The organism is Tenacibaculum finnmarkense (assembly GCF_900239185.1).
In the GTDB taxonomy this organism is placed as follows: domain Bacteria; phylum Bacteroidota; class Bacteroidia; order Flavobacteriales; family Flavobacteriaceae; genus Polaribacter; species Polaribacter finnmarkensis.
Genome location: NZ_OENA01000060.1, coordinates 36,323 through 62,964, shown reverse-complemented (window position 1 = coordinate 62,964; position 26,642 = coordinate 36,323). Strand labels below are relative to the sequence as shown.

Below are 26,642 nucleotides of genomic sequence, written 5' to 3'. Positions count from 1 at the left end.
TAACTTTGCAGTTGCAAAAATAGTTCCAAATTAATTTAGAAACAATATAAATGGATACAATCCAAAACAGAATCGATGCTTTTATTAAATTAGGAGTCTTTTTAGAGCAGTTTTCTCACAATAATATTCAAAAGAAAGAAAATATTGCTCATAACGACTTATTTTTTGATGGTTTTAAACATCAATTAAAAATAGCCGAAGAAAATAATAAATGGTTTACCCGTCAAAATTTATTATTTGCCATAAAAAGTTGGGCGGAAGCTTTATCCGAAGAAAATATTCAGCAATGGATTGCTAACGAAAACTTAGGTAAAAACACGCCTAAACAAGTTGCCGTTATTATGGCGGGAAATATTCCGTTGGTTGGCTTTCACGATTTTTTATCAGTATTAATTTCAGGGCATTCGGTTTTGGTAAAACAATCGTCAAACGATAAACATTTAATGCCTTTTTTAGCAAAATATTTAGAATATGTTGCACCTCAACTAAAAGGGAAAATTACTTTTACCCAAGAAAAACTAACTGATTTTGATGCCGTTATTGCTACGGGAAGCAATAATACAGCCCGTTATTTTGAATATTATTTTAAAAATAAGCCAAGTATTATTCGAAAAAGTAGAAATTCTGTAGCCGTTTTAACAGGGAACGAAACTGCTGAAGATTTTGAAAATTTAAGCAATGATATTTTTCATTATTTTGGGTTGGGTTGTCGTTCGGTTTCAAAATTATTTGTCCCTAAAAACTATGATTTCGAATCATTTTTTAAAGGAATGTACAACAAACAAGATATTATTAACAACGCCAAATACGCCAATAATTACGATTATAACAAAACGGTGTATTTAATGAGCGAGTTTGATATTTTAGAAAATGGTTTTTTAATGATTAAAGAAGACCCAAGCTACACCTCGCCTATTGCTACTATTTTTTATGAATATTACGATAGTATTGCCGAGCTGAAAACAAAACTTGAAATCGAAAAAGAAAAAATGCAGTGTATTGTTGCCCGTAATTTTATGGAAAATGAAATTGCTTTTGGGCAAACTCAGCATCCTACATTATCCGATTATGCCGATGGCGTAAATACCTTAGCTTTTTTATCAAAAATTTAAAGTTTAACTTCCTATAAATTTTGCACCTTTGTTAGCTCATAAAAACAATATCAGCCATGAAAAAACATAACTTTAGCGCAGGTCCTTGTATTTTACCTGAAGAAGTTTTACAAAAAGCATCCGAAGCAATTATTAATTTTAATGATGATGATTTATCGTTAGTTGAAATTTCTCACAGAAGTACCTCTTTTGTAAATGTGATTGAAAATGCGCGTAGTTTAGCCTTAGAATTACTAGGTTTAGAAAACAAAGGCTATACGGCATTGTTTTTACAAGGTGGTGCAAGCAATCAGTTTTTAATGACCGCGTATAATTTATTAAACAAAAAAGCGGCGTACTTAAATACCGGAACTTGGAGTTCAAAAGCCATTAAAGAAGCAAAATTATTTGGCGAAATTGTTACCGTTGCTTCATCCGAAGATAAAAACTTTAATTACATTCCTAAAAATTATAGCATTCCTACCGATGCCGATTATTTTCATTGTACGAGCAATAATACTATTTACGGAACGCAAATGAAAAGTTTCCCAGAAACCGAAGTTCCTTTAATATGTGATATGAGTTCCGATATTTTTTCGCGTGAATTAGATTTTTCAAAATTTGATTTAATTTATGCAGGCGCACAAAAAAACATGGGTCCGGCGGGAACAACGCTTGTTATCGTAAAAAACGATATTTTAGGAAAAGTGGAACGTATTATTCCTTCAATGTTAAATTATCAAACGTTTATCGATAAAGATAGCATGTTTAATACACCGCCTGTTTTTGCGGTTTACACCTCAATGCTAACCCTAGAATGGTTAAAAAAATTAGGTGGAATTCCGTTTATTGAAAAAGTAAACGAACAAAAATCGGCACTTTTATATGCTGAAATCGATAGAAACCAATTATTTACAGGAAGTGCTACAATAGAAGATCGTAGCCATATGAATGCGACCTTTACTATTACATCGAGTATCGCATCCGAAGCTTTAAAAAATAAATTTGATACACTTTGGAAACAAGCAAATATTAATGGTTTAGATGGTCATAGAAGTATTGGCGGATACCGTGCAAGTATGTACAATGCCTTGCCTTTATACAGTGTTCAGGCTTTGGTCGATGTGATGCAAGAACTCGAAAGAACAAGTTAATTATAAAATTACCGATTAATTTATCAATTGAAATTACCAATTAAAAGAAATATACTTTAAATGAAAATATTAGTAAACGACGGAATCTTAGACGGTGGAACAGCTACCCTAGAAAATGCAGGATTTGAAGTAATAACAACCAAAGTTGCGCAAGAACAGTTAGACAATTTTATCAATGAAGAGCAAATTAATGTTGTTGTTATTAAAAATAGCACAGAAATTCATGCCGAACTGATCGATAATTGCCCTACCTTAAAACTGATTGCAAACGCAAGCACAACGAACGATAATATTGATGTTGTTTACGCCCAAGAATGTGGTGTGCAAATTATTAATGTTTCAGATGCAAGTGCCAATGCTGTTGCCGAATTGGTTTTTGCACACTTATTAACAATGGCTCGTTTTTTACACCAAGCTAATAGAGAAATGCCTCTAGAAGGTGATACGAGTTTTAATGCTTTAAAGAAACAATTTTCAGCAGGAACTGAAGTTCGTGGAAAAACTTTAGGGATTATAGGAATGAGTACCGAAGGACAACAGGTAGCAAAAATTGCCTTAGGTTTAGGGATGAAAGTTATTGCCTACGATGTTGAATTTGGTGATTCAATTACAATTCCTATTGAATTTTACAACGGACAGGCTATTGATATTGAAATCGATTTTACCTCAGCTGATGACTTATTAAAAGAAGCTGATTTTATTACGGTACATTTAGCATCCGAAGAAAATCATGTTATTGGTGTTAAAGAGTTTGAAAAAATGAAAAAAGGTGTTGGTTTTATCAACGTTTCCCAAAGTGGTTTGGTAGATGAAATTGCCCTTGTAAATGCCATTGAAAGTGGAAAAGTACAGTATGCTGGTTTAGATACTTTTGAAAATCAGCCTACGCCAGAGATTCAATTATTAATGAATCCTGAGCTGTCTTTAAGCCCTAATATTGCTTCTTTTACCGTAGAATCACAGCATAAAATAGGAACGGAATTGGCAAATAAAATTATTAATTCATTACACGTATAAATTTAAATTATTAATGGCAATTGTAAAACCGTTTAAAGCTGTTAGAGCTACTAGAGACAAGGTGGGGTTGGTTTCGTCAAAATCGTATGAAATTTATAGCCCAGAAATGTTAAATGCTAAATTAGCGTTTAATCCTTATACATTTTTACATGTTTTAAACCCTGGTTATAAATATCATAAACAAGATATTACAGGCGAACAACGCTTTAAATTGGTACACAATCGGTATTTAGAATTTAAAGATGATGGTATTTTTACCAAAGATAAGGTTGCGGGGTTTTATATTTATCAAAAAACAACCGCAACGGCATCTTTTTGCGGTATTATTGCAGCAACTTCTGTGGATGATTATCATAATAATGTCATTAAAAAACACGAAGGAACGCTTCAGGAAAGAGAGTTATTGTTTGAAAATTATTTAAAAAACACGGGGTTTAATACCGAACCGGTATTGCTTACTTATCCTGATAATAGTGTTATTACCGCTATTATTAAAAAATATAAAGCAACTAGAGCCGAATATGAATTTTCAACCACCGATAAAGAGCATCATTTATTATGGCTGGTTGATAATAAAGAGGATATTACACAAATAACCACTGCTTTTCAAGCAATCGATACCTTGTATATTGCCGATGGGCATCATCGGTCTACCTCTGCTTGTTTATTGGCTAAAAACTTAGCCAAAGAAAACCCGAATCATACAGGAAATGAAAAATATAACTTTTTTATGAGTTATTTGTTGCCTGAAAGTCAATTGAGTATTTATGAATTTAATCGATTTATTACTGATTTAAACGGCTTAACTCCTGAAGAATTTTTAATTGAATTAGATACTTTTTTTAGAATAGAAAACAGGGGGCAAGAATTATACAAACCCAAAGAAAAGCATCAATTTAGCATGTATTTAAATGGCGAATTTTATGCCTTAAATTTACGCTTATCAAGATATAAATTTACAGATGTTTTAAGTAAATTAGATGCGCAAGTTTTATATACCGCTGTTTTAAAACCTATTTTAGGCATCGATGATATTCGAAATGCGTCTAAAATTTTATATTCTCAAGATAAATCGGATGGTTTAGAATTAAAAACAAAAGTTGATAGCGGTAAATTTAAAGTTTCCTTCGGAATGTTACCAACCGCTATTAATGAGCTTAAAGAAATTGTAGATGCCGATATGTTAATGCCACCAAAAACAACGTATATAGAGCCTAAGTTAAGAAGTGCTTTAACTATTTATGAATTTTAGCGCATCAAAAAACATCAAAATAATAGCAAGAAATATCTTGAAAAAACAATAAAATGACAGGAATTAAAGAAAATCTTATCGAAATAAAAAAAACAATTCCAGCAAATGTAACTTTAGTTGCTGTTTCGAAAACCAAGCCTATTACCGATATTCAAGAAGCTTACGATGCTGGGCAACGAATATTTGGTGAGAATAAAATTCAAGAAATGGCGGCAAAATTTGATGCGTTGCCAAAAGACATCGAATGGCATATGATTGGGCATTTACAAAGTAACAAAGTTAAATATATGGCGCATTTTGTAAATTTAATTCATGGTGTTGACAGCTTTAAAACCCTGAAAGAAATTAACAAACAAGCAAAAAAACACGACCGTGTAATTAATTGTTTATTACAAGCTCGTATTGCCAAGGAAGAAACAAAATTTGGCTTGTCATTTTTAGATATTGATGCAATTATTTCATCCGAAGAACTTTTAGCCCTTCAAAATATAAAGATTGTAGGCTTTATGGGAATGGCTACTTTTACCCAAAACCAAGAACAATTAACGGATGAATTTACAGCTTTAGCACACTTTTTCAACCAAAGTAAAAAACAACATACTGATTTAAAAACATTATCAATGGGAATGAGTGGTGATTATCAGCTAGCTATAAAAAATGGCAGTACTATGGTGCGAATTGGTAGCGCTATTTTTGGCGTTCGAAATTATATTGTTTAGTTTTACATTTATCAGTTTAAAAAAAAAGATTTGTACGCAATTTTAGATATTGAAACCACAGGAGGAAAATTTAACGAAGAAGGTATTACAGAAATTGCCATTCATAAATTTGACGGTCATCAAGTTGTTGACCAGTTTATTAGTTTGGTTAATCCTGAACGAGAAATACAAGAGTTTGTTGTTAAATTAACAGGGATTAACAGCAATATGCTTCGCAATGCTCCTAAATTTTATGAGGTAGCAAAACGCATTCTTGAAATTACAGAAGACTGTATTATTATAGCACACAACGCAAGTTTTGATTATCGAATTTTACGTACAGAATTTGACCGCTTAGGCTATAATTACCAAAGAAATACCCTTTGTACGGTTGCCCTTAGTAAAAAGCTAATTCCGGAAGCGCCTTCACATAGTTTAGGTAAATTATGTCGATTTATCGGTATTCCAATGAGCGACAGACATAGAGCCAATGGTGATGCCTTGGCAACCATACAATTGTTCAAATTGTTACTAGAAAAAGATACGGATAAAAGTATTATTCAGAAATCTATAAAATATGCCGATAACAGGCACGTAAAACAACGTTATTTAAAAATTTTAGATAAATTACCCGAAAAAGAAGGGCTTTTTTATGTGCATAGTGAACAAGGTGTTATTATTTTTATCGGTAGGGGTAAAAATATAAAACATGAAGTAAATAAACTTCTTTTAAAAGACAGTCCTAAAGGGCTAAAAATAATAAAAAGAATACACGAAATTACCTATCAAGAAACAGGGAATTTACTTTTTACCCGCTTAAAATATCATTTAGAACTGCTTAAATTAAAACCTAAGTATAATGTTATCCGTAAGCCAAAAATTTCTACTAAAAACTTTAATCACGATAATTTATTAGTGATTGATAAAGGAAGAACTCCTGAAGAAAATGCCGTTATTTTAATTGAAAATAATATGGTTGTAGGCTATGCATATACCAGTTTGGCTTTTCAAGAAAATCAATTAGCTATTTTAAAACCCATGCTAACACCTATTGAAAATACGGAATTAGCGAAAACGATTATTAAAAATTATTTACTTAAAAATAAGGTATCAAAAATAGTACGATTAGCCGTTGAAAATCAATAAAAATCATTAAAATTGTTAAAACTGTTAAAAAAAAACACTTGAAAAAAAACATTAAAAACTGGAAAGAAACTCTTCATGAAGTAATTTATGAAGCCGATACCTCAGGTGGTAAATTATTTGATATCGTTTTATTAATTGCCATACTTGCGAGTATTTTACTGGTAATGTTAGAAAGTGTGGAAAGTATTAATGCAAAACACGGAACGCTTTTAAATATTTCTGAATGGATTATTACAGGGTTATTTTCAATCGAATATATTGCTCGAATTGTATCGATAAAAAAACCATCGAAATATATTTTTAGTTTCTATGGAATTATTGATTTACTGTCAACTTTACCAAAATATTTGGCAATTTTCTTTACAGGAACACACAGTTTAGTAGCATTAAGAGCCTTGCGATTGCTACGGGTTTTTAGAATTTTAAAACTCGCTCGCTTTGTTGGAGAGTCTAATAATTTTATGAAAGCCTTAAAAGCAAGCAGAACAAAAATTACCGTTTTCTTGTTTTTTGTATTGATTTTATGCGTTATTTTAGGAACTATTATGTACTTAATTGAAGGCGGAGAAAACGGTTTTACAAGCATTCCTCGAAGCGTTTATTGGGCGGTTGTAACCCTAACCACAGTTGGTTATGGCGACATTGCTCCACACACACCTTTTGGGCAGTTTGTAGCGAGTATTATTATGATTTTAGGGTACGGAATTATTGCCGTTCCCACAGGAATTGTAAGTTCTGAAATGGTCAAAGTAAACGAGCTTGATTTAAACACACAATCATGCCCAAACTGTTCGTATGAAGGGCATGATGATGATGCACTTTTTTGCAATCACTGCGGAAATAAACTACACGATTAAATTTACACAATTAAAATGAAAAACACCCTAATTACCATTGTTGGTGCTACGGCAATCGGAAAAACAGCATTAAGTATAAAACTTGCACAGCATTTTAATTGCAGTATTGTTTCTTGTGATTCTCGTCAGTTTTTTAAAGAAATGAGCATCGGAACTGCGGTTCCTTCTTCGGAAGAATTGGAAGCTGCGCCACATCATTTTATTCAGAATAGAAGTATTTTTGATAACTATTCTGTCGGACAATTTGAAAAAGATGCACTCGCTAAATTAGACGAATTGTTTACTGAAAATCCTGTGCAAATTATGGTTGGCGGTAGCGGATTATATATTGATGCCGTTTTAAAAGGCTTGGATTATTTTCCTGAAGTTGATGCTAGTATCAGAGAAAAACTAACCAAAGAGCTTGAAGAAAATGGCATCGAAAAACTTCAAGAACAACTCAAAGAACTCGATATTGAAACCTATAATACTATTACGATTGATAATCCGCATCGGGTAATGCGTGCTTTAGAGGTTTGTATTGGTTCGGGCAAAACATACAGTTCTTTTAAAAACAAACCCAAAGCGCCTCGTAATTTTGAAGTTATCAAAATCGGTTTAACTGCCGACAGACAAATTATGTACGACCGAATTAATAAACGTGTTGATATTATGTTAGAAAACGGTTTGCTTGAAGAGGCTAAAAAAATGCAACCTCATAAAGATTTAACCGCATTAAAAACTGTTGGATATCGCGAATTATTTGAATATTTTGAAGGGAATTTTACCAAAGAATTTGCCATTGAAGAAATTAAGAAAAATACCCGCCGTTTTGCAAAACGACAAGGAACTTGGTTTCGTAGAGATACCCAAATTAATTGGTTCGATTTTCAAGATGATATTCAACAAATTATTACTTGTTTAGAAGATAAAATATAAAAATCGAATCCGTCAACCTGAATTTAGTTCAGGTTCTCATCATAATTTGCCCTAGTTATCTCTTTTAATGCGATGCTAAAATAAACTCAGTCACAAGGCATATCAAAACTTTTTTAACGGATGCATCAACAATTAAAAGACTTACAATTACAATATGAAGGCTTTTTAAAAACACCTTTTCTTTGGAACGGAAAAGGTGTTTTTTGTTTACAGCAATTTGAAATAAATGCTACAAAAATAGCTTCTTTTTTAGTAGAAATCACAAAAATTCCACGCTTAGGGAAATTAGTGGAACGTTTTGTTTCTTTTGAATTTCAACAGGATAAACGCCTTCAGATTATTGCCGAAAACATTCAAATTCAACAAGAAAAAATTACCCTTGGCGAATTAGATTGCTTGCTTTTAAAAGATGAAAAACCAATTCATCTAGAAATTGTCTATAAGTTTTATTTGTATGATAATTCTGAAAAAAATCTTGAAGAAAAAAATGAATTAGAACGCTGGATTGGTCCTAATAAAAAAGATTCTTTGGTTCAGAAATTAACCAAACTTAAAGAAAAACAACTGCCACTACTCTATTCTAAACAATGTGAAAACTACTTAAAAACACTAAATTTAGAGGCTAAAAACCTGGAACAACAACTTTATTTTAAAGCGCAGTTATTTGTTCCTTTGAATGATTTTAAGCAAGAACATCACAAAGAAAATATTAAATATCCGCTAATTAATACCGATTGTATTATCGGTTTTTATGTTACTTTGCTGGAATTAAATCAGTTTAAAGACTGTAAATTTTATATTCCAACAAAACACAATTGGTTAACACAACCTCACACAAATATTGATTGGTTAACTTTTAATAATTTTACCACAAACCTTCAGCTACTTTTAAGCCAAGAAAGAGCGCCACTTTGTTGGTTAAAAAAATCAAATGGTGAATTGTTGAAGTTTTTTGTTATTTGGTGGTAACTTGTTTTTTTAATAGCAAAAATAATGTTTTGTGCAAAAAACCCTAGCCCCGATTGAAGCTTTGTTTGAGCTCTTTTTTTGATTTTTCTTCAAAAAAAAGCGAGTGCGGAAAGCGGGAAATTGCTTCAAATAATAAACAAATCAATTACAAAAATGCTTAAAAACTTCCTTTTTTAGGCAATACTTTTACTACTTTTTTTCTTGAATTTATAAAGTAAACGCCCAATAATAAAACCGCAGACGCTACGATTGATTGGGTTGTTAATTGTTCGTTTAATAGATTCCAACCTAAAAATAAGGCGATTATCGGGTTTACATACGCCGATGTTGCTACTTTTTCGGGAGAAACTGATTTTAACAAATAATTGAATGCCGTAAAAGCCACAATTCCACCAAAAATGATTAGAAAAAACATGGCTCCTTGGGTTTTTGACGACCAATTTAATGGCGAAATCCAAGTTTCTTTAAAAACCAAACTTGCTATTGCCAACATAAAACCCGCTAATAACATCTGATAGCCCGTGCTTACTAAATGTTTTTTTGGCAAATCGGCTTTTGACACAAATACGCTTCCGTAACTCCAACTTAGTACGCAAGTTAAAATCATAAAAATCCCTAAAACACTGCCTTCCGAAGTAGTTATTTCTTGCTGACTGACCAATAAATACATTCCTATTAAACCTAGTAAAACACCTATTATCGATTTTTTTTGTAATCTTTTCCCGTCGATTAAACGCAATAAAAATAGCACAAATAACGGCTGTGTCGAGGCTAATAAAGCTGCAAAACCGCTATCGACATATTTTAATGCCCATACAAAAACACCATTTCCATACACCAAAAATAAAAACCCTGCAATTCCTGAATTTACAAGCTGATTTCTACTAATTTTTAAGGGTAATTTCATGATTTTAGCCAACATCATAATTAAAACGCCCGCAATTGAAAAACGTATCGACGCTAAAAATAATGGTGGTATTTCGGTAACGGCAATTTTGTTAAATAAATAGGTAGAACCCCAAATTATATATATTGAAAAAAAGGCGGCTATAATTAAGAATTTTGAATTTTTCATGCTGGGGTTTTAAAACGTAAATGTACTACAATATTTTTTGATTTTTTAGGAGCTATTTCCCGCTTTGCGCACTCGCTCTTTTTATTTTTTTAAAAGAAAAAAACAAAAAGGAGCTCAAACAATTGCTTCAATCGGGGCTAGGAATTTGTGCTAATTTTAAAAATACAAAAAGCTTTAAAACAAAAAAACCACCAATAATGGTGATTTTTTTATCTATAAAATGATCAAAATAACTATTTTTAAACAAGTGTTTCTAAATAATGACTTTCAATAGCATAGGCATCTTTTAAACCTGCTATTTTAGCATCAATTTTAGAAATATCGTTCTTTTTGATTGATTTACTAGCCACTAACATTACATTTTTACGGGTATGTTCGTTGCTTATAAATTCAAAAACTTTGGTGTTATAATTACTTTTTTCTAAAATTAACGCACGAATGGTATCTGTAACCATTTCAAACTGACGTTCTTTAAAAATTCCGTATTTTAATAACGGGCTTTCTTGCTCTTTTCCTTTTACTTGCTGACGGATTTGTTTATGACAACAAGGCGCACAAATAATCAGTTCTGCTTTTGCCGATAATCCTTTATAAATAGCATCGTCAGTAGCGGTATCGCAGGCGTGTAAAGCGATTAAAATATCAATTTTATTGTTGTCGTATTCTTGAATTGGCTGCGCTACAAACGACAATTTTGTAAAGGCTGATTTTTCGGCAACATCATTACAATAATCGACTAATTCTTTACGCAATTCAATACCTGTAACGGTTGCGCTGTACTTTTTTTGATTTACCAAATAATCGTACAAAGCAAAGGTTAAATAGCCTTTACCCGATCCCATATCAACAATATTAATGTGTTTTGGTAATCGTGTAGATTTTAATAAGCCTTCAATAATTTCTAAATATTTATTGATTTGACGGTATTTATCAGCCATTTTATGAATAACCTTTCCGTCTTTGTCGGTAATTCCTAAATGATGCAAATAACTCCCTGCCTCGGCTAAGCGCTCTTTTGGTTTGTCGTGAGTTTCTGGTAATTTATTTTTGAAACTCGCCATATTTTCTCGGTAAGAAACTAATTTTCTTTTAGAGATAAATATCAATAAATCTTTGGTTAAGGTAAACAAAGTTGCCGCTCTAAAGTTATCCATCAATAGAATTTCTATTTCGGTAATAGCTTCAGTAATTGTATAATTTTGAACCTTATCATTGGTATTATAATGATAGGTAAATTGGAACATTTCTGCGCCTTTTATCTTTACTAAACGGACATATACATTTGGCAATCCATCACTTTTTTTGATAGGTTTACTTAACGTTAGTTTTACAAAAGTAGCTTCTAAAACACTTTCGTTTAAGGTATCTTTTAATTGTTGAAATTCATTCATTTTGCAAAAATACTTAATATGCTTTGGTTTGCTAGTAATAAATGATGAATTTAATTTAGCAACATATCGCTTTTAAGTATCTTTGTTTTTTTATAGCGTTTTTAAAAAATTTAAACCCAATAAATATATGAAAATAGTATCTTTTTTTGCAGGTGCAGGTGGACTTGATTTAGGATTTCAAAAAGCAGGTTTTGATGTCATTTGGGCAAATGAATATGATAAAGAAATTTGGGAAACTTATGAAAAAAATCATCCAAATACAATTCTTGACAAAAGAAGTCTTGTAAATATTCCTGCCGAAGAAGTTCCTGAGTGCGATGGAATAATTGGTGGTCCACCTTGTCAGAGCTGGAGTGAAGCAGGTTCGGCTAGAGGAATTAAAGATAAAAGAGGTCAATTATTTTACGATTTCATCAGAATACTAGAAGCAAAACAACCCAAATTCTTTTTAGCTGAAAATGTTAGTGGAATGCTAATTTCAAAACATACAGAAGCTTTAGATGGAATAAAAGAACTGTTCAAAAATGCAGGAATTGGATATGAACTTTCTTTTCAAATGCTTAACGCATCCGATTATAATGTTCCGCAAGATAGAAAAAGAGTGTTTTTTATCGGAATTAGAAAAGATTTGAATTTTAAATATCAATTCCCAACGGAAACGTTTCCAAAAATTACTCTTGAAACTGCAATTTCAGATTTAAAAGAAGGTGTTTTACCAGCTTTAGAATTTAATAATACAAATGGCGAAAATTGTGTGATTCCAAATCATGAATATATGACTGGAGGTTTTTCATCAATGTTTATGTCAAGAAATAGAGTCAGAAGTTGGGACGAACAATCTTATACAATACAAGCGGGTGGAAGGCATGCTCCTATTCATCCACAAGCTCCTAAAATGAAATTTATCGAGCAAAATATTCGTGTTTTTGCCCCTGGAAAAGAGCATTTATATAGACGCTTAAGTGTTCGAGAATGTGCTAGAATCCAAACATTTCCAAATGATTTTATTTTTCATTATAAAAAAATTGCGGCAGGTTATAAAATGATTGGAAATGCTGTTCCTGTTAATTTAGCGAAATTTTTAGCTAGTAGTATTATGCAACAAATAAAAATGCTAAACAAATAAAAAAATCAGTTACAAAATGACAAATATTTTAGAAGCAATTTATAATATTGTAAATCAAAAAAACTTTGAAATACGTGATTTATATTCAGGGAGAAATCGAGCAAATGGAATGGGAGATGCTCTTGAAAATTACATCAAAGATGCCTTCGCTGGAACATTAGGAATTACAGATGAATTTCAAAAAATGAAAATTTATAATCAAAAATTTTCATGGCTAGGTTCACAAAATAATCCTCCTGATATTATGATAAAGGGCGGAGACGCAATAGAAGTTAAAAAAACGCAGAGTGCAAATTCAAGTTTAGCTTTAAATAGCAGTTATCCAAAAACTAATTTAAAACACACAAGTCCTATGATTACAAAAGAATGTAAGGAATGTGAAAATTGGACAGTAAAAGATTTAATTTACTGTGTTGGACATACAAATGATACTAATCTGAAATCATTATGGATGGTTTATGGTAATTCTTATGCAGCAAAACATGAAACTTATCAAAGAATAAAAACAACAATTTCTGATGGGATAAAAACTATTTCAGATGTTATTTTTTCTGAAACAAAAGAATTAGGAAGAGTTAATCAAGTTGACCCATTAGGCATAACAAACTTGAGAATTAGAGGAATGTGGCAAATTGAAAACCCAAGAAAAGTTTTCAGTTATTTACATAAACCTACTGGCAAAAATTTTGAATTAGTTGCTATAATTCCTACGGATAAATATAATAACTTCCCTAAAGAAAGTAAAACTAAACTTAAAGGAATTAATGAAAATGGCTTTAGCATTGAAAATACTCAGATAAAAGACCCTAACAATCCTGCCAAATTAATAGATTGCAAATTGATAAAGTTGTGTCTTTAAATGAACGGCGAAACCAAAAAAAGATAGTAAGTTATCAAACTTGCTATCTTTTTTAATTTATTTAAATAATTTATAAATCATTTAATTCCTTTCTCTTAAAACTGCTTCAATTTCACTTAACGTAAAACCTTTTGCTTTTAAAAGAATTACAATATGATAAAATAAATCGGCAGCTTCATTTTTAAATAAATCGGCATCATTATCTTTTGCTTCAATAACCAATTCAACAGCCTCTTCACCAACTTTTTGAGCAACTTTATTAATTCCTCTTTTATACAATTTATTTGTATATGAAGTTGGATGATCAGTATCAATTCTATCAGAAACAATACGCTCTAATTCATATAAAAAACCTTTTGGAGTTTCATCAGCAAAACATGATGTAGTTCCTTTATGGCAAGTTGCTCCTGCTGGTATTGCTTTTATTAAAATAGTATCATTATCGCAATCGATTTGAATATCTTTTACAACTAAAAAATTACCAGACTCCTCGCCTTTTGTCCACAACCTGTTTTTACTTCTGCTAAAAAAAGTAACTTTATTTGTGTCTTTTGTTTTCAAGAAGGCTTCCTCATTCATATACCCTAACATTAAAACTTGTAATGTGGTATCATTTTGAATTATTACAGGCACTAATCCGTCTGATTTTGTAAAATCTATATTCAATTTTATGTTTGATGCTATATTCATCTTACTGCTATATTTTGTTCTTTTAAATATTTTTTTAATTTTGGAATCGGTATTTCTGCGAAGTGAAAAATACTTGCTGCCAAGCCTGCACTCGCTTCTGTTTTGGTGAAAACATCTTTAAAATGCACTTCTTTCCCCGCGCCTCCTGAGGCAATTACAGGAATATTTACGGCTTTACTAACCGAATTTGTGATATCTAAAGCAAAACCTGCTTTTGTTCCGTCATTATTCATTGAGGTTAATAAAATTTCACCTGCGCCTAATTTTTCTGCTTCTTTAGCCCAAGCAACTGTTTCTAATTCAGTTTGGTGAGTTCCACCTTTTGTAAATACTTTCCATGTATCATTTACATGTTTTGTATCAATAGCAACCACCACAAACTGACTTCCAAATCTGTTTTTTAAATCGGTAATTAACTGCGGATTTTTAACTGCCGATGAATTGATGCTCACTTTATCAGCACCAGCTTTTATCAATGCCAACGCATCATCAACAGAACTAATTCCACCACCAACAGTAAAAGGAATGTTTATTTCTTGTGCTATTTTTTCAACTAAATCTACTAATGTTTTTCTATTTTCTAGAGTAGCTGTAATATCTAAAAAAACCAATTCATCAGCGCCATCTTTTACATATTGTTTTGCTAATTCTATCGGATCACCAGCGTCTTTAATATCAACAAAATTAATTCCTTTTACAGTTCTTCCATTTTTGATATCTAAACAAGGTATTATTCTTTTTTTTAACATAGCTTTTGTAATTCTTTTAAGCTGATATATCCTTCGTAAATAGCTTTTCCTAAAATAGCCGATTCACAGCCGATTTCTTTCAATTCTATTAAATCGTCAATACTAGCAACGCCTCCACTAGCAATTAAATTTATACCGCTTTTACTTAAAATTTCTTTATATAAATCTACGGATGCTCCTTGTAACATTCCATCTTTTGCGACATCAGTACAAATAGTATTTTTTACACCTATTTTTTCATATTGATTGATAAAATCAATAACATCAACTTCTGATATTTCTAACCATCCGTGGGTTGCAATTTTTCTTTGGATGCAATCGGCACCTAAAATAATTTTATCAGCCCCATATTTGGCTAACCATCCTGTAAATATTTCTGGATTTTTAACCGCAATACTACCGCCTGTAATTTGACTAGCTCCGTTTTCAAAAGCAATTCGTAAATCTTCATTTGATTTTAATCCACCACCAAAATCAATTTTTAAATTAGTTTTAGCTGCAATTTGTTCTAGTATTTTATAATTTACAATATGCTGCGATTTAGCACCATCTAAATCTACTAAATGTAAATATTCGATGCCGTTGTCTTCAAATTCTTTAGCTACTTCAAGCGGATTTTCGTTATATATTTTTTTGGTTGCGTAATCACCTTTTGTTAAGCGTACACATTTTCCTTCAATAATATCTATGGCGGGTATAATTCTCATTTTTCTTGTTTTTATTTTTGAAGCCTTATAATTCTAAAAAGTTTTTCAATAAATTTTCACCAATACTTGCTGATTTTTCAGGGTGAAATTGCATTGCATAAAAATTATCCTTTTGCATAATTGAACTAAATGGTTGTATATAATTACAGGTTGCAATGGTGTTTTCACAAACCTCAGCATAAAAACCGTGCACATAATACACATCATCATTTAGTTTTAAATTTGCGAGTATTTTTGCTGAATTTATATCAGAATCTTTAATTTCTGAACCTTTTATTTTATCAAAATTATTCCACCCTATGTGCGGAACTTTTTCTAAAGGCGGAAACTTTTTTGTAACCGTATTAAAAATCCCTAAACATTTTGTATTTCCTTCTTCTGAAGACATTCCCATAAGTTGTAATCCTAAACAGATACCTAATACGGGTTGGGTTAGCGATACTAAAAGTTCATCTAATTTACGTTCTCTTAAATATGCCATTGCCGAACTAGCTTCGCCAACACCAGGAAAAATTACTTTATCTGCTTGTTGTATTTCAGCAGGATTATCTGTTATAATACTATCGTACCCTAAACGAGTAATAGCATTTTGAACAGAGCGTATATTACCTGCATTGTATTTTATAATTGCAATCATATTAATTATAGCGTTCCTTTGGTTGATGGTAAAATCATTTTACTACGATCTCTTTTTACAGAAACTTTTATTGCTTTTGCAAATGCTTTAAAGATAGCTTCAATTTTATGATGTTCATTTTTGCCTTCTGCTTTAATATTTAAATTACATCTAGCTCCATCGGTAAACGATTTAAAAAAGTGAAAAAACATTTCTGTTGGCATTTTACCTACCATTTCTCTTTTAAAATCTGCTTCCCAAACTAACCAATTTCTACCTCCAAAATCGATAGCTACTTGCGCTAAACAATCATCCATTGGCAAACAAAATCCGTAACGTTCTATTCCTAATTTATTACCTAAAGCTTTATTAAAAACTTCACCTAAAGCAATAGCGGTGTCTTCAATTGTGTGATGTTCATCAACTTCTAAATCTCCTTTAACTTGAATATCTAAATCCATTTGCCCATGACGTGCAATTTGATCTAACATATGATCGAAAAAAGAAATTCCTGTACTAATGTTACTTTTACCAGTTCCATCAAGATTTAATTTAATATCAATCTTAGTTTCATTGGTATTTCTAACAATTTCAGATGTTCTTTCTTCTAACTTTAAAAACTCATAAATAGCATTCCAATCGCTACTTTCTAAGGCGATAAAATCATCTAATGCACTTCTTTTAACGGTAATTTCATCAGTACCTAAAAAAGTTTCATCATTTATATAAATCCCTTTTGCTCCTAAGTTTTTTGCTAATTCAACATCTGTTAAACGATCTCCAATAACAAATGAGTTTGCTAAATCATATTCTTCCGAAAAAAACTTTGTTAACAAACCTGTATTTGGTTTTCTTGTAGGCTGATTATCTTTAGCAAAAGTTCTGTCAATAATTTCTTGTGAAAAAATAATTCCTTCCTCTTTCAAAGTTTTCATTACAAAATTATGTACAGGCCAGAAAGTATCTTCTGGATACACTTCCGTTCCTAATCCGTCTTGATTTGTAACTAAAACCAATTCGAAATCTAATTCTTTAGCTATTTTACTTAATCCTTGAAATACCTTCGGATAAAAGGCTAATTTCTCAAAAGAATCTGTTTGCTGGTCTGCTGGTTCTTTAATTAAAGTTCCATCTCTATCTATAAATAATACTTTTTTCATCTTATTTTTTTATCTTCTGATAAGAAACCTCACTGATTTTAAAAATCTATGAAGTTTACTGTTTTTATAATTTTAATGACGCTAATACAGTGATTAATCGTTTATTTTCTTCGGATTTTCCTACCGTAATTCGCAAACAATTATCAATTAAAGTTGTTCTATTTCTGATAATTATTTTTTCAGAAACTAATTTATTATAAATTAAATTTGCATTTTTCACTTCTATTAAAATAAAATTAGCTTCAGTAGGATATATATTTTTTACAAAATCAATCTTTTTCAATTCATTTATCAGCGTTTCTTTTTCATTGATAATGATATTTTTATTGATTTCAAATTGAGCTAAATTATATAAAGATGCTATTACAGCTTCTTGATTTAAAGTACTAACATTATACGGTGGTTTTACTTTATTATACAAATCGATAACCTCCGAATTTGCATAAGCCACTCCTACTCTTACTCCTGCCAATCCCCAAGCTTTACTGAAAGTTTGGCTGACAATTAAATTTGGATATTTCTCTAATTTAGTACTATAAGAAGCTCTTGAACTAAAATCAATATAAGCTTCATCAATTAGTACAATTCCATTAAAATTTTCTAATATATATTCAATCGTTTCATCATCAAAACAATTTCCCGTAGGATTATTTGGCGAACAAATAAATATAATTTTCACATCCTCCATATCTAAATATGGTTGTAACTGATTTAAATTTATTTTAAAATCATGTAATAATGGTTGTTTAATTAACTCAACATCATTAATATTTGCCGAAACATCGTACATTCCATACGTAGGCGAAAAAGTTAAGGCTTTATCTTTTGATGGTTCACAGAAAATTCTGAATGCTAAATCAATTACTTCATCACTTCCGTTTCCTATAAAAATTTGATTTTCAGTAACTTTTTTAAGTACTGATAATCGCTCTTTAATTTTTATTTGCCTAGGATCAGGATATCTGTTTAAAATTCCAAAAGGATTTTCATTTGCATCTAAATATACCTCAGCAGTTCCTTTAAATTCATCTCTTGCTGAACAGTATGCTTTTAATTTTTGAATATTTGGGCGAACTATTTTATCTAAATTAAACATCTTATTTTCTTATTTTAATTTCTCTCAATATCTTTTAATCGTAAAGTAACAGCATTTTTGTGTGCTTGTAAACCTTCGGCTGCTGCCATTAATTCTATTGCTTTTCCAATAGTTGCTATTCCTTGTTTTGTTACTTGTTGAAAAGTAATTTTTTTGATAAAACTATCTAAAGAAACACCACTATAATTTTTTGCATACCCGTTTGTTGGCAACGTATGATTTGTACCACTTGCGTAATCACCTGCACTTTCACAGCTATAATTTCCTAAAAAAACCGAACCTGCATTGCTAATTTTATCAATATATATTGATGCATTTTCAGAAGCAATAATTAAATGTTCTGGTGCATATTCGTTGCTAAAATCAATCATTTCATCCGAAGAATTTAAAACAACTACAAAACTGTTTTCTAATGCTTTTTCGGCAGTTTCTCTTCTAGGTAATTCTTTTACTTGCTTGTTTACTTCCGCTAGTATATTTTGAGCAATTTCTGATGAAGTTGTTACTAAAACCGCTTGACTATCGGCTCCGTGTTCTGCTTGCGATAGTAAATCAGCAGCTACAAATGCCGAATTTGATGTTTCATCAGCAATAACCAAAACTTCGCTTGGTCCTGCGGGCATATCAATGGCAATTCCTTCTTGCTGAACTAATTCTTTCGCCTTGGTTACATACTGATTTCCCGGCCCTAAAATTTTATACACACTAGGAATTGTTTCTGTACCATAAGCCATTGCTGCGATTGCTTGAGATCCGCCAACTTTAAAAATTTTGGTAACACCAACTAATGCCGCCGTATATAAAATTGCAGGGTGAACTTTTCCTTCTTTATTTGGAGGCGTACACAATACGATTTCTTTACAACCTGCTATTTTTGCAGGAGTTGCTAGCATTAAAATTGTTGAAAATAAAGGTGCAGATCCTCCAGGAATATACAAACCAACTTTTTCGATAGCAACACTTTTACGCCAACAAGTAACACCTGCAGTAGTAACTACTTTTTTGGCTGTTTCTTTTTGAGAATTATGAAAAATTTCAATGTTACTTTTTGCTAATTGAATTGCTTCTTTTAACGCTGTGCTAACTAATTTATCAGCTTCTTCAATTTCTTGTTGATTTATTTCAAAAGATGTCAAAGAAACGTTATCAAATAATTTTGCATATTTTGTTAAGGCTTTATTTTGATTGATTTTGACATCATTTAAAACAGTTTGAACCGTTTCTTGTAAATTATTTTGATTTAAAATGGCTCTTTTACACAACGATGCCCAATCTTTTTTTGCTGGATATTTTATAATTTTCATGTTATTTCTTCTTGAATTTTTATTAAATACCCCTTTTTAAACAACCATTTTTTCAATCGGGCATACTAAAATACCTTCTGCTCCATTCTTTTTAAGTTCGTCTATAACCTCCCAAAATTCATTTTTATCTAAAACTGAATGTACCGAACTCCAGCCTTTTTCTGATAATGGCAATACCGTTGGGCTTCTCATTCCTGGTAAAATATTGATGATTTTTTCTAGTTTATCGTTAGGAGCGTTTAATAAAATATATTTAGAACGTCTTGCTTTTAAAACCGATTGAATTCTGAATTGTAACTTGTCTAAAATTTCTTGCTGTGATGTTTCTAATTTAGGAGAAACCGCCAAAACAGCTTCCGATTTTAAGATAACCTCAACCTCTTTTAAGTTATTTTTAAATAAAGTAGATCCGCTTGATACAATATCACAAATACCGTCAGCCAAGCCGATATTTGGAGCAATTTCAACAGAACCGTTAATAATATGTAATTGAGAAGTAATATTTTTTGTAGCTAAAAAATGTTGAACTGTATTCGGGTATGATGTCGCTATTCTCTTATCTTGAAAATAAGATAATCCTGTATATTCCTCAGCTTTTGGGATTGCCAACGACACTTTACATTTAGAAAATCCTAATTTTTCAATAAACTCAATATCGCCTCCTTTTTCAATTAATAAATTTTCACCGATAATAGCAATATCAATAACGCCATCTTTTAAATACTGCGGAATATCGCCATTTCGAAGATAAAAAACCTCTAAAGGAAAGTTACTTGCCGAGGCTTTTAGCTGATCTTTTCCATTATCGATAGAAATACCACAACTTTTTAAAAGACTTAATGAATCTTCGTTTAACCTTCCTGATTTCTGAATTGCAATTTTTAATTTACTCATTTTGATGATTAATTAGTTTGAGTAAATGTATAAGGTGTAGTAAACTTCTATTTTTAGAAATGAAAAAACCCGTTTGATTTACTCAAACGGGTTTAAAATATGTGTTGTTTTTAGTCAATACATCTTCAGTTCGCTTGAGTGCAAATATGATGATGATGATGTAATTGATTAAAATTCATGTTCTTATTTTGATACTACAAATATTTGTCTTTTTTTTTTATCTCACAAGGAAAAATTAAAATTAAACAAAATATTGGTAATTGTTAATTATATTTACTTAAAAAATTATGAAAGAAAAGAGTAAAAATTTAATTGTAATTATCGGTAATGGCTTTGATTTAGCCCACGGATTAAAAACAAGTTATAATGATTTTGCAAATTATTATTTAAATGAGGTTATTATAACCAAAGTATTTGATTTCGAAAATAACAAACAATTTTTAAATAAAGAACTTCTTCTTTATCTTAATCAAAATGGAACTGTATTTTTTAGTGATTTATCAACTGAATCAACAGATGATAAATTCTTAAATAATCTTGCATATTTAATTCAACAAAATGAAACAAATAAAGTTTCTACTTTTTTAAATTCTAATAATGAATATGTTAAGCTTTTAATATCTAATGAATTACTTGGTAAATTATATTCAAATTCCTTTGAAAACTGGTTCGATATTGAACAAGCATATTACGAAGAATTAAAAGATATTTATACTTTTCCAAAAGAAAATCATAATGAAGAATTAGACATACTTAATAAAAATTTACAAGAAATAAAAGAATCCTTAAAAAAATATTTAAACGATAAAATAAAACCAACACGTAATACTTCTGTAAATAATTCTTTTGAAAAGCATTTTATAGGCAGAAAAAAAGTCTCTTTCATTAATTTTAATTATACGAACACAATAGAAAACTATACAAACTCTTCTTTAGGTAGAAATAACATACATATTCACAATAGTTTATCCGAAGATATTATTTTTGGTTACGGAGATGATACAGACGAAATCTATCAACAAATGAAAGCTAGTAAAAATAATAATTTTTTAAAATACTTTAAAACTTTTGATTATTTAAAAAGCAAAAATTACAGAAAAGTCCTTAATCAATTAGCTACTTTCGATAAATATGATGTTTTAGTAATCGGGCATTCATTAGGAGGAACAGATAAAACAATTTTAAAAACCATTTTAGATGATAATGCTTGTCAAAACATTGAATTATTAAAACGTTCCGACTTAGAAAATGAACAACTAAAAGCAGCCAACTTATTTGAATTATACGCAAATCTTGCTAGAATATTTGATTCAGAAGCTTTTTTAAGAGAAAAAGTAATTTCTTTACAACAATCTGTTAATTTTCCTGTAATGACAAATTTTGATTATTCTACAATTCGTGAAAGAGAAAAAGAATTATTTCTAAAAAAAAGCAATCCAGTTACTTATTATCCAATGTCATAAAAAATCATATATTAAACAATAAAAACCACCTATTTCTAGGTGGTTTTTTATATAAAAATTTTAAAATATAATTTCTTAAAATTATGCTTTAAAGTTAATTTTACGCATACGTAAACTTAATGGAGTAACTTCTAAGTACTCATCAGCTTTAATGTATTCCATGTTTTCCTCTAAAGAAAAATCAACTTTTGGTGCAATTTTCATAGCTTCATCTGTACCAGATTTACGCATGTTTGTTAATTGCTTTCCTTTTACTAAGTTTACAGCCATTTCGTCAGATTTACTGTTTTCACCGATTACCTGTCCAACATAAATCTCTTGGTTAACATCGATAAAAAACTTACCTCTATCTTGTAAACGGTTTAACGCATAAGCAGTTGCTTTACCAGCTGCTGCAGAAATAATAGCACCTTTTACCTCTTCAGTAAAGTCTCCTTTATAAGGACCATATTCACTAAATCTGTGGTTAATAATAGCTGAACCAGCAGTTGCTGTTAAAATTTTATTTCTTAAACCAATCAATCCTCTAGAAGGAATTGAAAATTCTAAATGTTGTAAATCACCTTTAGGCTCCATAACTAACATATCTCCTTTTCTAAGAGATACTAAGTTAATTGCTTTAGATGCCATATCTTCTGGTACATCAATAGATAATGTTTCCATTGGCTCATGTTTCTTACCATCAACCATTTTAAGAATTACTTGTGGTCTTCCCACTTGTAATTCATATCCTTCACGACGCATTGTTTCAATAAGTACTGATAAATGTAATACTCCACGACCGAAAACGTTAAATTTATCCTCAGAATCAGTAGTTTCAACTTTTAAAGCTAAATTCTTTTCTAATTCTTTGAATAAACGATCACGAATGTGACGAGATGTTACAAATTTACCTTCTTTACCAAAGAAAGGAGAATTGTTAATTGTAAACAACATACTCATAGTAGGTTGGTCAATTTCTGTTCTTGGTAATGCTTCTGGGTTTTCTAAATCAGCGATAGTATCTCCAATTTCGAATCCTTCAATACCTGTAATAGCACAAATATCTCCACAAGGTACTTTTTCTACCTGAACTTTACCCATTCCTTCGAATACGTGTAATTCTTTAATTCTTACTTTTTTCTGAACACCATCAGCTTTACATAACATGTATTCTTTACCAACTTCTAAGTCACCTCTAAAAACACGTCCAATAGCAATTCTTCCTGTAAATTTAGAAAAATCTAAAGAAGTAATTTGCATTTGTGGAGTTCCTTCATTGTACTTAGTTGCAGGAATAGATTCTAAAACAGCATCTAATAATGGAATGATGTTATCAGTTTCGTTTTTCCAGTCAGTACTCATCCAGTTGTTCTTTGCAGAACCGTAAACAGTAGCAAAGTCTAATTGCTCTTCAGTTGCTTCTAAAGCAAACATTAAGTCAAAAACTTTTTCGTGAACGATATCAGGCGTACAGTTTTCTTTATCTACTTTGTTAACAACAACAATAGGAGTTAATCCTAAAGCTAAGGCTTTACCTAATACAAAACGAGTTTGTGGCATTGGTCCTTCAAATGCATCAACTAATAATAAAACACCATCAGCCATTTTTAATACACGCTCTACTTCACCTCCGAAATCGGCGTGACCAGGTGTATCAATTACATTGATTTTTGTGTTTTTGTAGTTTATAGATACGTTTTTAGAAAGAATTGTAATCCCTCTTTCACGCTCTAAATCGTTATTATCTAACAATAAATCAGTACGTTCTTTACGCTCGTCTAATATTTTTGCTTGATCTATAATTTTATCTACCAAAGTGGTCTTACCGTGGTCAACGTGGGCTATAATAGCAATATTTCTAATTGGTTGCATTCTTGGTCGTTTTTTAAAGTTGCAAAACTAGTGTTTTATATATAAATATACTGTAAATAGTCGATGAATTATTATTCTTTGTCTAAATATTGTTCATATTCTCTAAAAGCACTAGGTAATATATTTGGAATTAATTTTATTAATAACTTTACAGCTTACGTCGTTTTCGCTCTATTTTTATCAAATTAAGCTCTCTTGATGTTTGCCCTGCTACCGAAGTATTTTCTTCGGCTCTACGGATTAAATAAGGCATCACGTCACGTACCGGGCCAAAAGGAACATACTTTGCTACATTATAACCTTCTTTGGATAAGTTAAAACTAATATGATCGCTCATACCGTACAACTGCCCAAACCACATGCGATTATCCGTTGCTTTTATACTGTATTCTTTTGCTAAATTCATTAATAAATAAGAACTCTCTTCATTATGAGTTCCTGCAAAAATAGCCATGTTTTTATGCTCCATCATAAAACGAACTGCTTCGTTATAGTTGTCATCAGTAGCTTGTTTGTCTTTACATATTGGCGATTTATAGCCTTTTTCTTCCGCTCTTTCACGTTCTTTTTCCATGTAAGCACCACGTACTATTTTCAAACCAATATGGTATCCTTTTTGGTGGGCTCTTTGATGTAAACCACGTAAATAATCCATACGATCATGGCGATACATTTGTAGCGTATTAAAAACAATTGCTTTGTCTTTATTATATGTTTCCATTAATTCTTCAATTAAATCATCGGCGGCATCTTGCATCCAACTTTCTTCTGCGTCAATTAATAAAGGAACATCTTTTTTTACTGCAGCTTTACAAACTCTATGAAAACGAGCAACAACGGTTTCCCATTCTGCTTTTTCTGGAGTAGTATGCGCTTGGTTTTCTGTTAACTTTTGATATAAAGCAAAACGTCCAAACCCTGTTGGTTTAAAAACAGCGTACGGAATTGATTTTTTTTCTTCAGCAAAATCAATCGTTTTTAAGGTCATTTTTAAAGCGTTGTCAAACTGCGCTTCATCTTCTTTCCCTTCAACAGAGTAGTCTAAAATACTGTGCACATTTCCTTTTTGGTGCATTTTTTCTATGTTAGGCAAGCAATCATCTTCTGTTACGCCACCACAAAAGTGGTCAAAAACAGTTGAACGAATTAAACCCTCAACAGGTAAGTGCGCCTTTAAGGCAAAATTAGTGACTGCGGTACCAATACGAACCATTGGCTGATTTTGTATCATTTTAAATAAAAAATATGCGCGTTCTAACTCTGAGTCAGACTTTAATTTAAAAGCAGTTTCGGTGTTGTTAAAAAGTGTCATTGTAGGAAGTCCTATTATTTTGATTTCAAACACAAATATAAATCTACTGTATGATATATTTTAATTTTTTCTATTTATTTTTGCTTTAAATTTTCAAACCAAAATGACTTCTATTCAAGCAGTAACCTACCCTATTGATTTTAACGAAAAAGGATACACATCCTTAGCCAATTTAATTCGTAATAAGCAGTATTCTACTATTTTTATAGTAGTAGATGATAACACGATTACGCATTGTTATCCTCGTTTTATCGAATTATTAGAAACCGATAAAAAAATTGAAGTCATTCAAATTGATGCTGGTGAAATTCATAAAAACCTAGAAACCTGTGCAGGTGTTTGGAGCGCTATGACCGAATTAGGTGCCGACAGAAAAAGTGTTTTAATTACTTTGGGTGGTGGCGTTATTACCGATTTAGGCGGTTTTGTAGCCTCAACATTTAAACGAGGAATTGATTTTGTAAACATTCCAACCACTTTATTAAGTATGGTAGATGCTTCGGTTGGCGGAAAAACGGGTGTTGATTTAGGCGTTTTAAAAAATCAGATTGGTTTGTTTGCCAATCCTCAAATGGTGGTTTTAGATCCTGAATATTTACAAACCCTTTCGCCTAGAGAAATTAGGTCAGGAACTGCCGAAATTATTAAATACGGAATGACTCATGATGTTCATTTATACAATGAAATTAAAAGCAATCCAACATTAAATATTATTGATTTAATTCATCGTTCTATTGAAATTAAAAACGAAGTTGTTCTAGAAGATCCAAAAGAACACGGCGTTCGTAAAGCCTTAAATTGGGGGCATACAATTGGACACGGAATAGAATCTTATTTTTTAGAAAATGCGCATAAAGATACGTTAACACATGGCGAAGCAATTGCTATCGGTATGGTTTGCGAAGCCTATCTTTCTGCTAAAGTTTTAAATTTTCCTTCGGATAAAGTAGCGGATGTTAAAAAAACAATTCTTGCTATTTACGGAAAAACAGCTATTTTAGAAGCCGATTTTGCGCCTGTTTTAGAATTGATGAAACACGACAAGAAAAATATTGGCGGAGAAATTAACTTCGTCCTTTTAAACGATTTTGGAGATTTTAAAATTAATTGCACCGTTACAAATCAATTAATTATCGAAAGTTTACAGTATTATAATTCATAATAAACGCCTAATTATTCTGATTATATTTAAGCGTATTTATATGCTACAAGAGGTTTTTTAAGCCTCTTGTTTATTTATTTTC

25 protein-coding genes are annotated in these 26,642 nt (G+C 31.0%); 13 read left to right on the top strand and 12 right to left on the bottom strand.

Going from position 1 to position 26,642, the window contains the following annotated elements:
- Positions 1-50: 50 nt before the first annotated feature.
- From AQ1689_RS08400 to AQ1689_RS08360, 9 genes are all read left to right on the top strand, one after another.
- The gene (locus AQ1689_RS08400) at positions 51-1,112 is read left to right on the top strand and encodes an acyl-CoA reductase (protein WP_101955808.1); all 1,062 of its coding nucleotides are present in this window, start codon (positions 51-53) and stop codon (positions 1,110-1,112) included.
- A gap of 56 nt (positions 1,113-1,168) precedes the next feature.
- Positions 1,169-2,245: a 3-phosphoserine/phosphohydroxythreonine transaminase gene (serC, locus tag AQ1689_RS08395; RefSeq protein ID WP_101955807.1), complete on the top strand. Its 1,077-nt coding sequence runs from the start codon at positions 1,169-1,171 to the stop codon at positions 2,243-2,245.
- 60 nt (positions 2,246-2,305) lie between these two features.
- Entirely contained in the window at positions 2,306-3,262 is a 957-nt protein-coding gene (locus tag AQ1689_RS08390; RefSeq protein ID WP_101915337.1) for an NAD(P)-dependent oxidoreductase, read from the top strand.
- Positions 3,263-3,275: 13 nt separating this feature from the next.
- Positions 3,276-4,514 carry a DUF1015 domain-containing protein gene (locus tag AQ1689_RS08385; RefSeq protein ID WP_101955806.1) on the top strand — a complete coding sequence of 413 codons (1,239 nt, stop codon included), beginning with the start codon at positions 3,276-3,278 and terminating at the stop codon, positions 4,512-4,514.
- A 53-nt stretch (positions 4,515-4,567) separates the two neighbouring features.
- Entirely contained in the window at positions 4,568-5,233 is a 666-nt protein-coding gene (locus tag AQ1689_RS08380; RefSeq protein ID WP_101915339.1) for a YggS family pyridoxal phosphate-dependent enzyme, read from the top strand.
- A 30-nt stretch (positions 5,234-5,263) separates the two neighbouring features.
- Positions 5,264-6,358, top strand: a complete 1,095-nt coding sequence (locus AQ1689_RS08375) for an exonuclease domain-containing protein (protein ID WP_101955805.1) — start codon at positions 5,264-5,266, stop codon at positions 6,356-6,358.
- A 38-nt stretch (positions 6,359-6,396) separates the two neighbouring features.
- Complete coding sequence (locus AQ1689_RS08370; RefSeq protein ID WP_101915340.1) at positions 6,397-7,215, top strand: ion transporter; 819 nt, start codon at positions 6,397-6,399, stop codon at positions 7,213-7,215.
- Between the two features lie 15 nt (positions 7,216-7,230).
- The gene (gene miaA / locus AQ1689_RS08365) at positions 7,231-8,133 is read left to right on the top strand and encodes a tRNA (adenosine(37)-N6)-dimethylallyltransferase MiaA (protein WP_101955804.1); all 903 of its coding nucleotides are present in this window, start codon (positions 7,231-7,233) and stop codon (positions 8,131-8,133) included.
- Positions 8,134-8,253: 120 nt separating this feature from the next.
- Complete coding sequence (locus tag AQ1689_RS08360; protein ID WP_101915342.1) at positions 8,254-9,102, top strand: DUF1853 family protein; 849 nt, start codon at positions 8,254-8,256, stop codon at positions 9,100-9,102.
- A gap of 157 nt (positions 9,103-9,259) precedes the next feature.
- On the opposite strand, the gene AQ1689_RS08355 is transcribed toward AQ1689_RS08360, so the two are convergent.
- The gene (locus AQ1689_RS08355) at positions 9,260-10,177 is read right to left on the bottom strand and encodes an EamA family transporter (RefSeq protein ID WP_101955803.1); all 918 of its coding nucleotides are present in this window, start codon (positions 10,175-10,177) and stop codon (positions 9,260-9,262) included.
- A gap of 239 nt (positions 10,178-10,416) precedes the next feature.
- Positions 10,417-11,568 carry a class I SAM-dependent methyltransferase gene (locus AQ1689_RS08350; RefSeq protein ID WP_101955802.1) on the bottom strand — a complete coding sequence of 384 codons (1,152 nt, stop codon included), beginning with the start codon at positions 11,566-11,568 and terminating at the stop codon, positions 10,417-10,419.
- 127 nt (positions 11,569-11,695) lie between these two features.
- Between AQ1689_RS08350 and AQ1689_RS08345 the strand changes: the two genes are divergently transcribed.
- On the top strand, positions 11,696-12,694 hold the full coding sequence (locus AQ1689_RS08345) for a DNA cytosine methyltransferase (protein ID WP_101955801.1): 999 nt from the start codon (positions 11,696-11,698) through the stop codon (positions 12,692-12,694).
- A 16-nt stretch (positions 12,695-12,710) separates the two neighbouring features.
- Complete coding sequence (locus AQ1689_RS08340) at positions 12,711-13,553, top strand: NgoPII family restriction endonuclease (RefSeq protein ID WP_101955800.1); 843 nt, start codon at positions 12,711-12,713, stop codon at positions 13,551-13,553.
- An 81-nt stretch (positions 13,554-13,634) separates the two neighbouring features.
- On the opposite strand, the gene hisIE is transcribed toward AQ1689_RS08340, so the two are convergent.
- The 8 genes from hisIE to hisG all read right to left on the bottom strand — a co-directional run bounded on the left by hisIE (position 13,635) and on the right by hisG (position 20,769).
- Positions 13,635-14,243 (bottom strand): bifunctional phosphoribosyl-AMP cyclohydrolase/phosphoribosyl-ATP diphosphatase HisIE, encoded by a 609-nt coding sequence (hisIE, locus tag AQ1689_RS08335; RefSeq protein WP_101955799.1) that lies wholly within the window; start codon positions 14,241-14,243, stop codon positions 13,635-13,637.
- Positions 14,240-14,992 carry an imidazole glycerol phosphate synthase subunit HisF gene (gene hisF / locus AQ1689_RS08330; RefSeq protein WP_101955798.1) on the bottom strand — a complete coding sequence of 251 codons (753 nt, stop codon included), beginning with the start codon at positions 14,990-14,992 and terminating at the stop codon, positions 14,240-14,242. The genes hisIE and hisF overlap by 4 nt, the downstream gene beginning before the upstream one ends.
- On the bottom strand, positions 14,986-15,699 hold the full coding sequence (gene hisA / locus AQ1689_RS08325; protein ID WP_101955797.1) for a 1-(5-phosphoribosyl)-5-[(5-phosphoribosylamino)methylideneamino]imidazole-4-carboxamide isomerase: 714 nt from the start codon (positions 15,697-15,699) through the stop codon (positions 14,986-14,988). The genes hisF and hisA overlap by 7 nt, the downstream gene beginning before the upstream one ends.
- 25 nt (positions 15,700-15,724) lie before the next feature.
- Entirely contained in the window at positions 15,725-16,336 is a 612-nt protein-coding gene (gene hisH / locus AQ1689_RS08320; protein ID WP_101955796.1) for an imidazole glycerol phosphate synthase subunit HisH, read from the bottom strand.
- A 5-nt stretch (positions 16,337-16,341) separates the two neighbouring features.
- The gene (hisB, locus tag AQ1689_RS08315; RefSeq protein ID WP_101955795.1) at positions 16,342-17,475 is read right to left on the bottom strand and encodes a bifunctional histidinol-phosphatase/imidazoleglycerol-phosphate dehydratase HisB; all 1,134 of its coding nucleotides are present in this window, start codon (positions 17,473-17,475) and stop codon (positions 16,342-16,344) included.
- Positions 17,476-17,539: 64 nt separating this feature from the next.
- Complete coding sequence (hisC, locus tag AQ1689_RS08310) at positions 17,540-18,571, bottom strand: histidinol-phosphate transaminase (protein ID WP_101955794.1); 1,032 nt, start codon at positions 18,569-18,571, stop codon at positions 17,540-17,542.
- Between the two features lie 14 nt (positions 18,572-18,585).
- The gene (gene hisD / locus AQ1689_RS08305; protein WP_101955793.1) at positions 18,586-19,875 is read right to left on the bottom strand and encodes a histidinol dehydrogenase; all 1,290 of its coding nucleotides are present in this window, start codon (positions 19,873-19,875) and stop codon (positions 18,586-18,588) included.
- 36 nt (positions 19,876-19,911) lie between these two features.
- The gene (hisG, locus tag AQ1689_RS08300) at positions 19,912-20,769 is read right to left on the bottom strand and encodes an ATP phosphoribosyltransferase (RefSeq protein ID WP_101955792.1); all 858 of its coding nucleotides are present in this window, start codon (positions 20,767-20,769) and stop codon (positions 19,912-19,914) included.
- Between the two features lie 287 nt (positions 20,770-21,056).
- Here hisG and AQ1689_RS08295 point away from each other — a divergent pair, with 287 nt between their 5' ends.
- A complete protein-coding gene (locus tag AQ1689_RS08295) occupies positions 21,057-22,232 on the top strand; it encodes an AbiH family protein (RefSeq protein ID WP_101955791.1) in 1,176 nt (391 codons plus the stop codon).
- 81 nt (positions 22,233-22,313) lie between these two features.
- On the opposite strand, the gene typA is transcribed toward AQ1689_RS08295, so the two are convergent.
- Both typA and AQ1689_RS08285 read right to left on the bottom strand, forming a co-directional pair.
- The gene (typA, locus tag AQ1689_RS08290; RefSeq protein ID WP_101915760.1) at positions 22,314-24,086 is read right to left on the bottom strand and encodes a translational GTPase TypA; all 1,773 of its coding nucleotides are present in this window, start codon (positions 24,084-24,086) and stop codon (positions 22,314-22,316) included.
- A gap of 148 nt (positions 24,087-24,234) precedes the next feature.
- Positions 24,235-25,398: a proline dehydrogenase family protein gene (locus AQ1689_RS08285; protein ID WP_101955790.1), complete on the bottom strand. Its 1,164-nt coding sequence runs from the start codon at positions 25,396-25,398 to the stop codon at positions 24,235-24,237.
- A gap of 103 nt (positions 25,399-25,501) precedes the next feature.
- Between AQ1689_RS08285 and aroB the strand changes: the two genes are divergently transcribed.
- Positions 25,502-26,560: a 3-dehydroquinate synthase gene (gene aroB, locus AQ1689_RS08280; RefSeq protein WP_101955789.1), complete on the top strand. Its 1,059-nt coding sequence runs from the start codon at positions 25,502-25,504 to the stop codon at positions 26,558-26,560.
- The last annotated feature ends 82 nt before the right edge of the window (positions 26,561-26,642 follow it).

What these genes read in the sequence shown, in the direction of transcription:
- AQ1689_RS08400 (WP_101955808.1), top strand. Translation starts at nt 51, where the DNA reads ATGGATACAATCCAAAACAGAATCGATGCTTTTATTAAATTAGGAGTC.
- serC (WP_101955807.1), top strand. Translation starts at nt 1,169, where the DNA reads ATGAAAAAACATAACTTTAGCGCAGGTCCTTGTATTTTACCTGAAGAA.
- AQ1689_RS08390 (WP_101915337.1), top strand. Translation starts at nt 2,306, where the DNA reads ATGAAAATATTAGTAAACGACGGAATCTTAGACGGTGGAACAGCTACC.
- AQ1689_RS08385 (WP_101955806.1), top strand. Translation starts at nt 3,276, where the DNA reads ATGGCAATTGTAAAACCGTTTAAAGCTGTTAGAGCTACTAGAGACAAG.
- AQ1689_RS08380 (WP_101915339.1), top strand. Translation starts at nt 4,568, where the DNA reads ATGACAGGAATTAAAGAAAATCTTATCGAAATAAAAAAAACAATTCCA.
- miaA (WP_101955804.1), top strand. Translation starts at nt 7,231, where the DNA reads ATGAAAAACACCCTAATTACCATTGTTGGTGCTACGGCAATCGGAAAA.
- AQ1689_RS08360 (WP_101915342.1), top strand. Translation starts at nt 8,254, where the DNA reads ATGCATCAACAATTAAAAGACTTACAATTACAATATGAAGGCTTTTTA.
- AQ1689_RS08355 (WP_101955803.1), bottom strand. Translation starts at nt 10,177, where the DNA reads ATGAAAAATTCAAAATTCTTAATTATAGCCGCCTTTTTTTCAATATAT.
- AQ1689_RS08350 (WP_101955802.1), bottom strand. Translation starts at nt 11,568, where the DNA reads ATGAATGAATTTCAACAATTAAAAGATACCTTAAACGAAAGTGTTTTA.
- AQ1689_RS08345 (WP_101955801.1), top strand. Translation starts at nt 11,696, where the DNA reads ATGAAAATAGTATCTTTTTTTGCAGGTGCAGGTGGACTTGATTTAGGA.
- AQ1689_RS08340 (WP_101955800.1), top strand. Translation starts at nt 12,711, where the DNA reads ATGACAAATATTTTAGAAGCAATTTATAATATTGTAAATCAAAAAAAC.
- hisIE (WP_101955799.1), bottom strand. Translation starts at nt 14,243, where the DNA reads ATGAATATAGCATCAAACATAAAATTGAATATAGATTTTACAAAATCA.
- hisF (WP_101955798.1), bottom strand. Translation starts at nt 14,992, where the DNA reads ATGTTAAAAAAAAGAATAATACCTTGTTTAGATATCAAAAATGGAAGA.
- hisA (WP_101955797.1), bottom strand. Translation starts at nt 15,699, where the DNA reads ATGAGAATTATACCCGCCATAGATATTATTGAAGGAAAATGTGTACGC.
- hisH (WP_101955796.1), bottom strand. Translation starts at nt 16,336, where the DNA reads ATGATTGCAATTATAAAATACAATGCAGGTAATATACGCTCTGTTCAA.
- hisB (WP_101955795.1), bottom strand. Translation starts at nt 17,475, where the DNA reads ATGAAAAAAGTATTATTTATAGATAGAGATGGAACTTTAATTAAAGAA.
- hisC (WP_101955794.1), bottom strand. Translation starts at nt 18,571, where the DNA reads ATGTTTAATTTAGATAAAATAGTTCGCCCAAATATTCAAAAATTAAAA.
- hisD (WP_101955793.1), bottom strand. Translation starts at nt 19,875, where the DNA reads ATGAAAATTATAAAATATCCAGCAAAAAAAGATTGGGCATCGTTGTGT.
- hisG (WP_101955792.1), bottom strand. Translation starts at nt 20,769, where the DNA reads ATGAGTAAATTAAAAATTGCAATTCAGAAATCAGGAAGGTTAAACGAA.
- AQ1689_RS08295 (WP_101955791.1), top strand. Translation starts at nt 21,057, where the DNA reads ATGAAAGAAAAGAGTAAAAATTTAATTGTAATTATCGGTAATGGCTTT.
- typA (WP_101915760.1), bottom strand. Translation starts at nt 24,086, where the DNA reads ATGCAACCAATTAGAAATATTGCTATTATAGCCCACGTTGACCACGGT.
- AQ1689_RS08285 (WP_101955790.1), bottom strand. Translation starts at nt 25,398, where the DNA reads ATGACACTTTTTAACAACACCGAAACTGCTTTTAAATTAAAGTCTGAC.
- aroB (WP_101955789.1), top strand. Translation starts at nt 25,502, where the DNA reads ATGACTTCTATTCAAGCAGTAACCTACCCTATTGATTTTAACGAAAAA.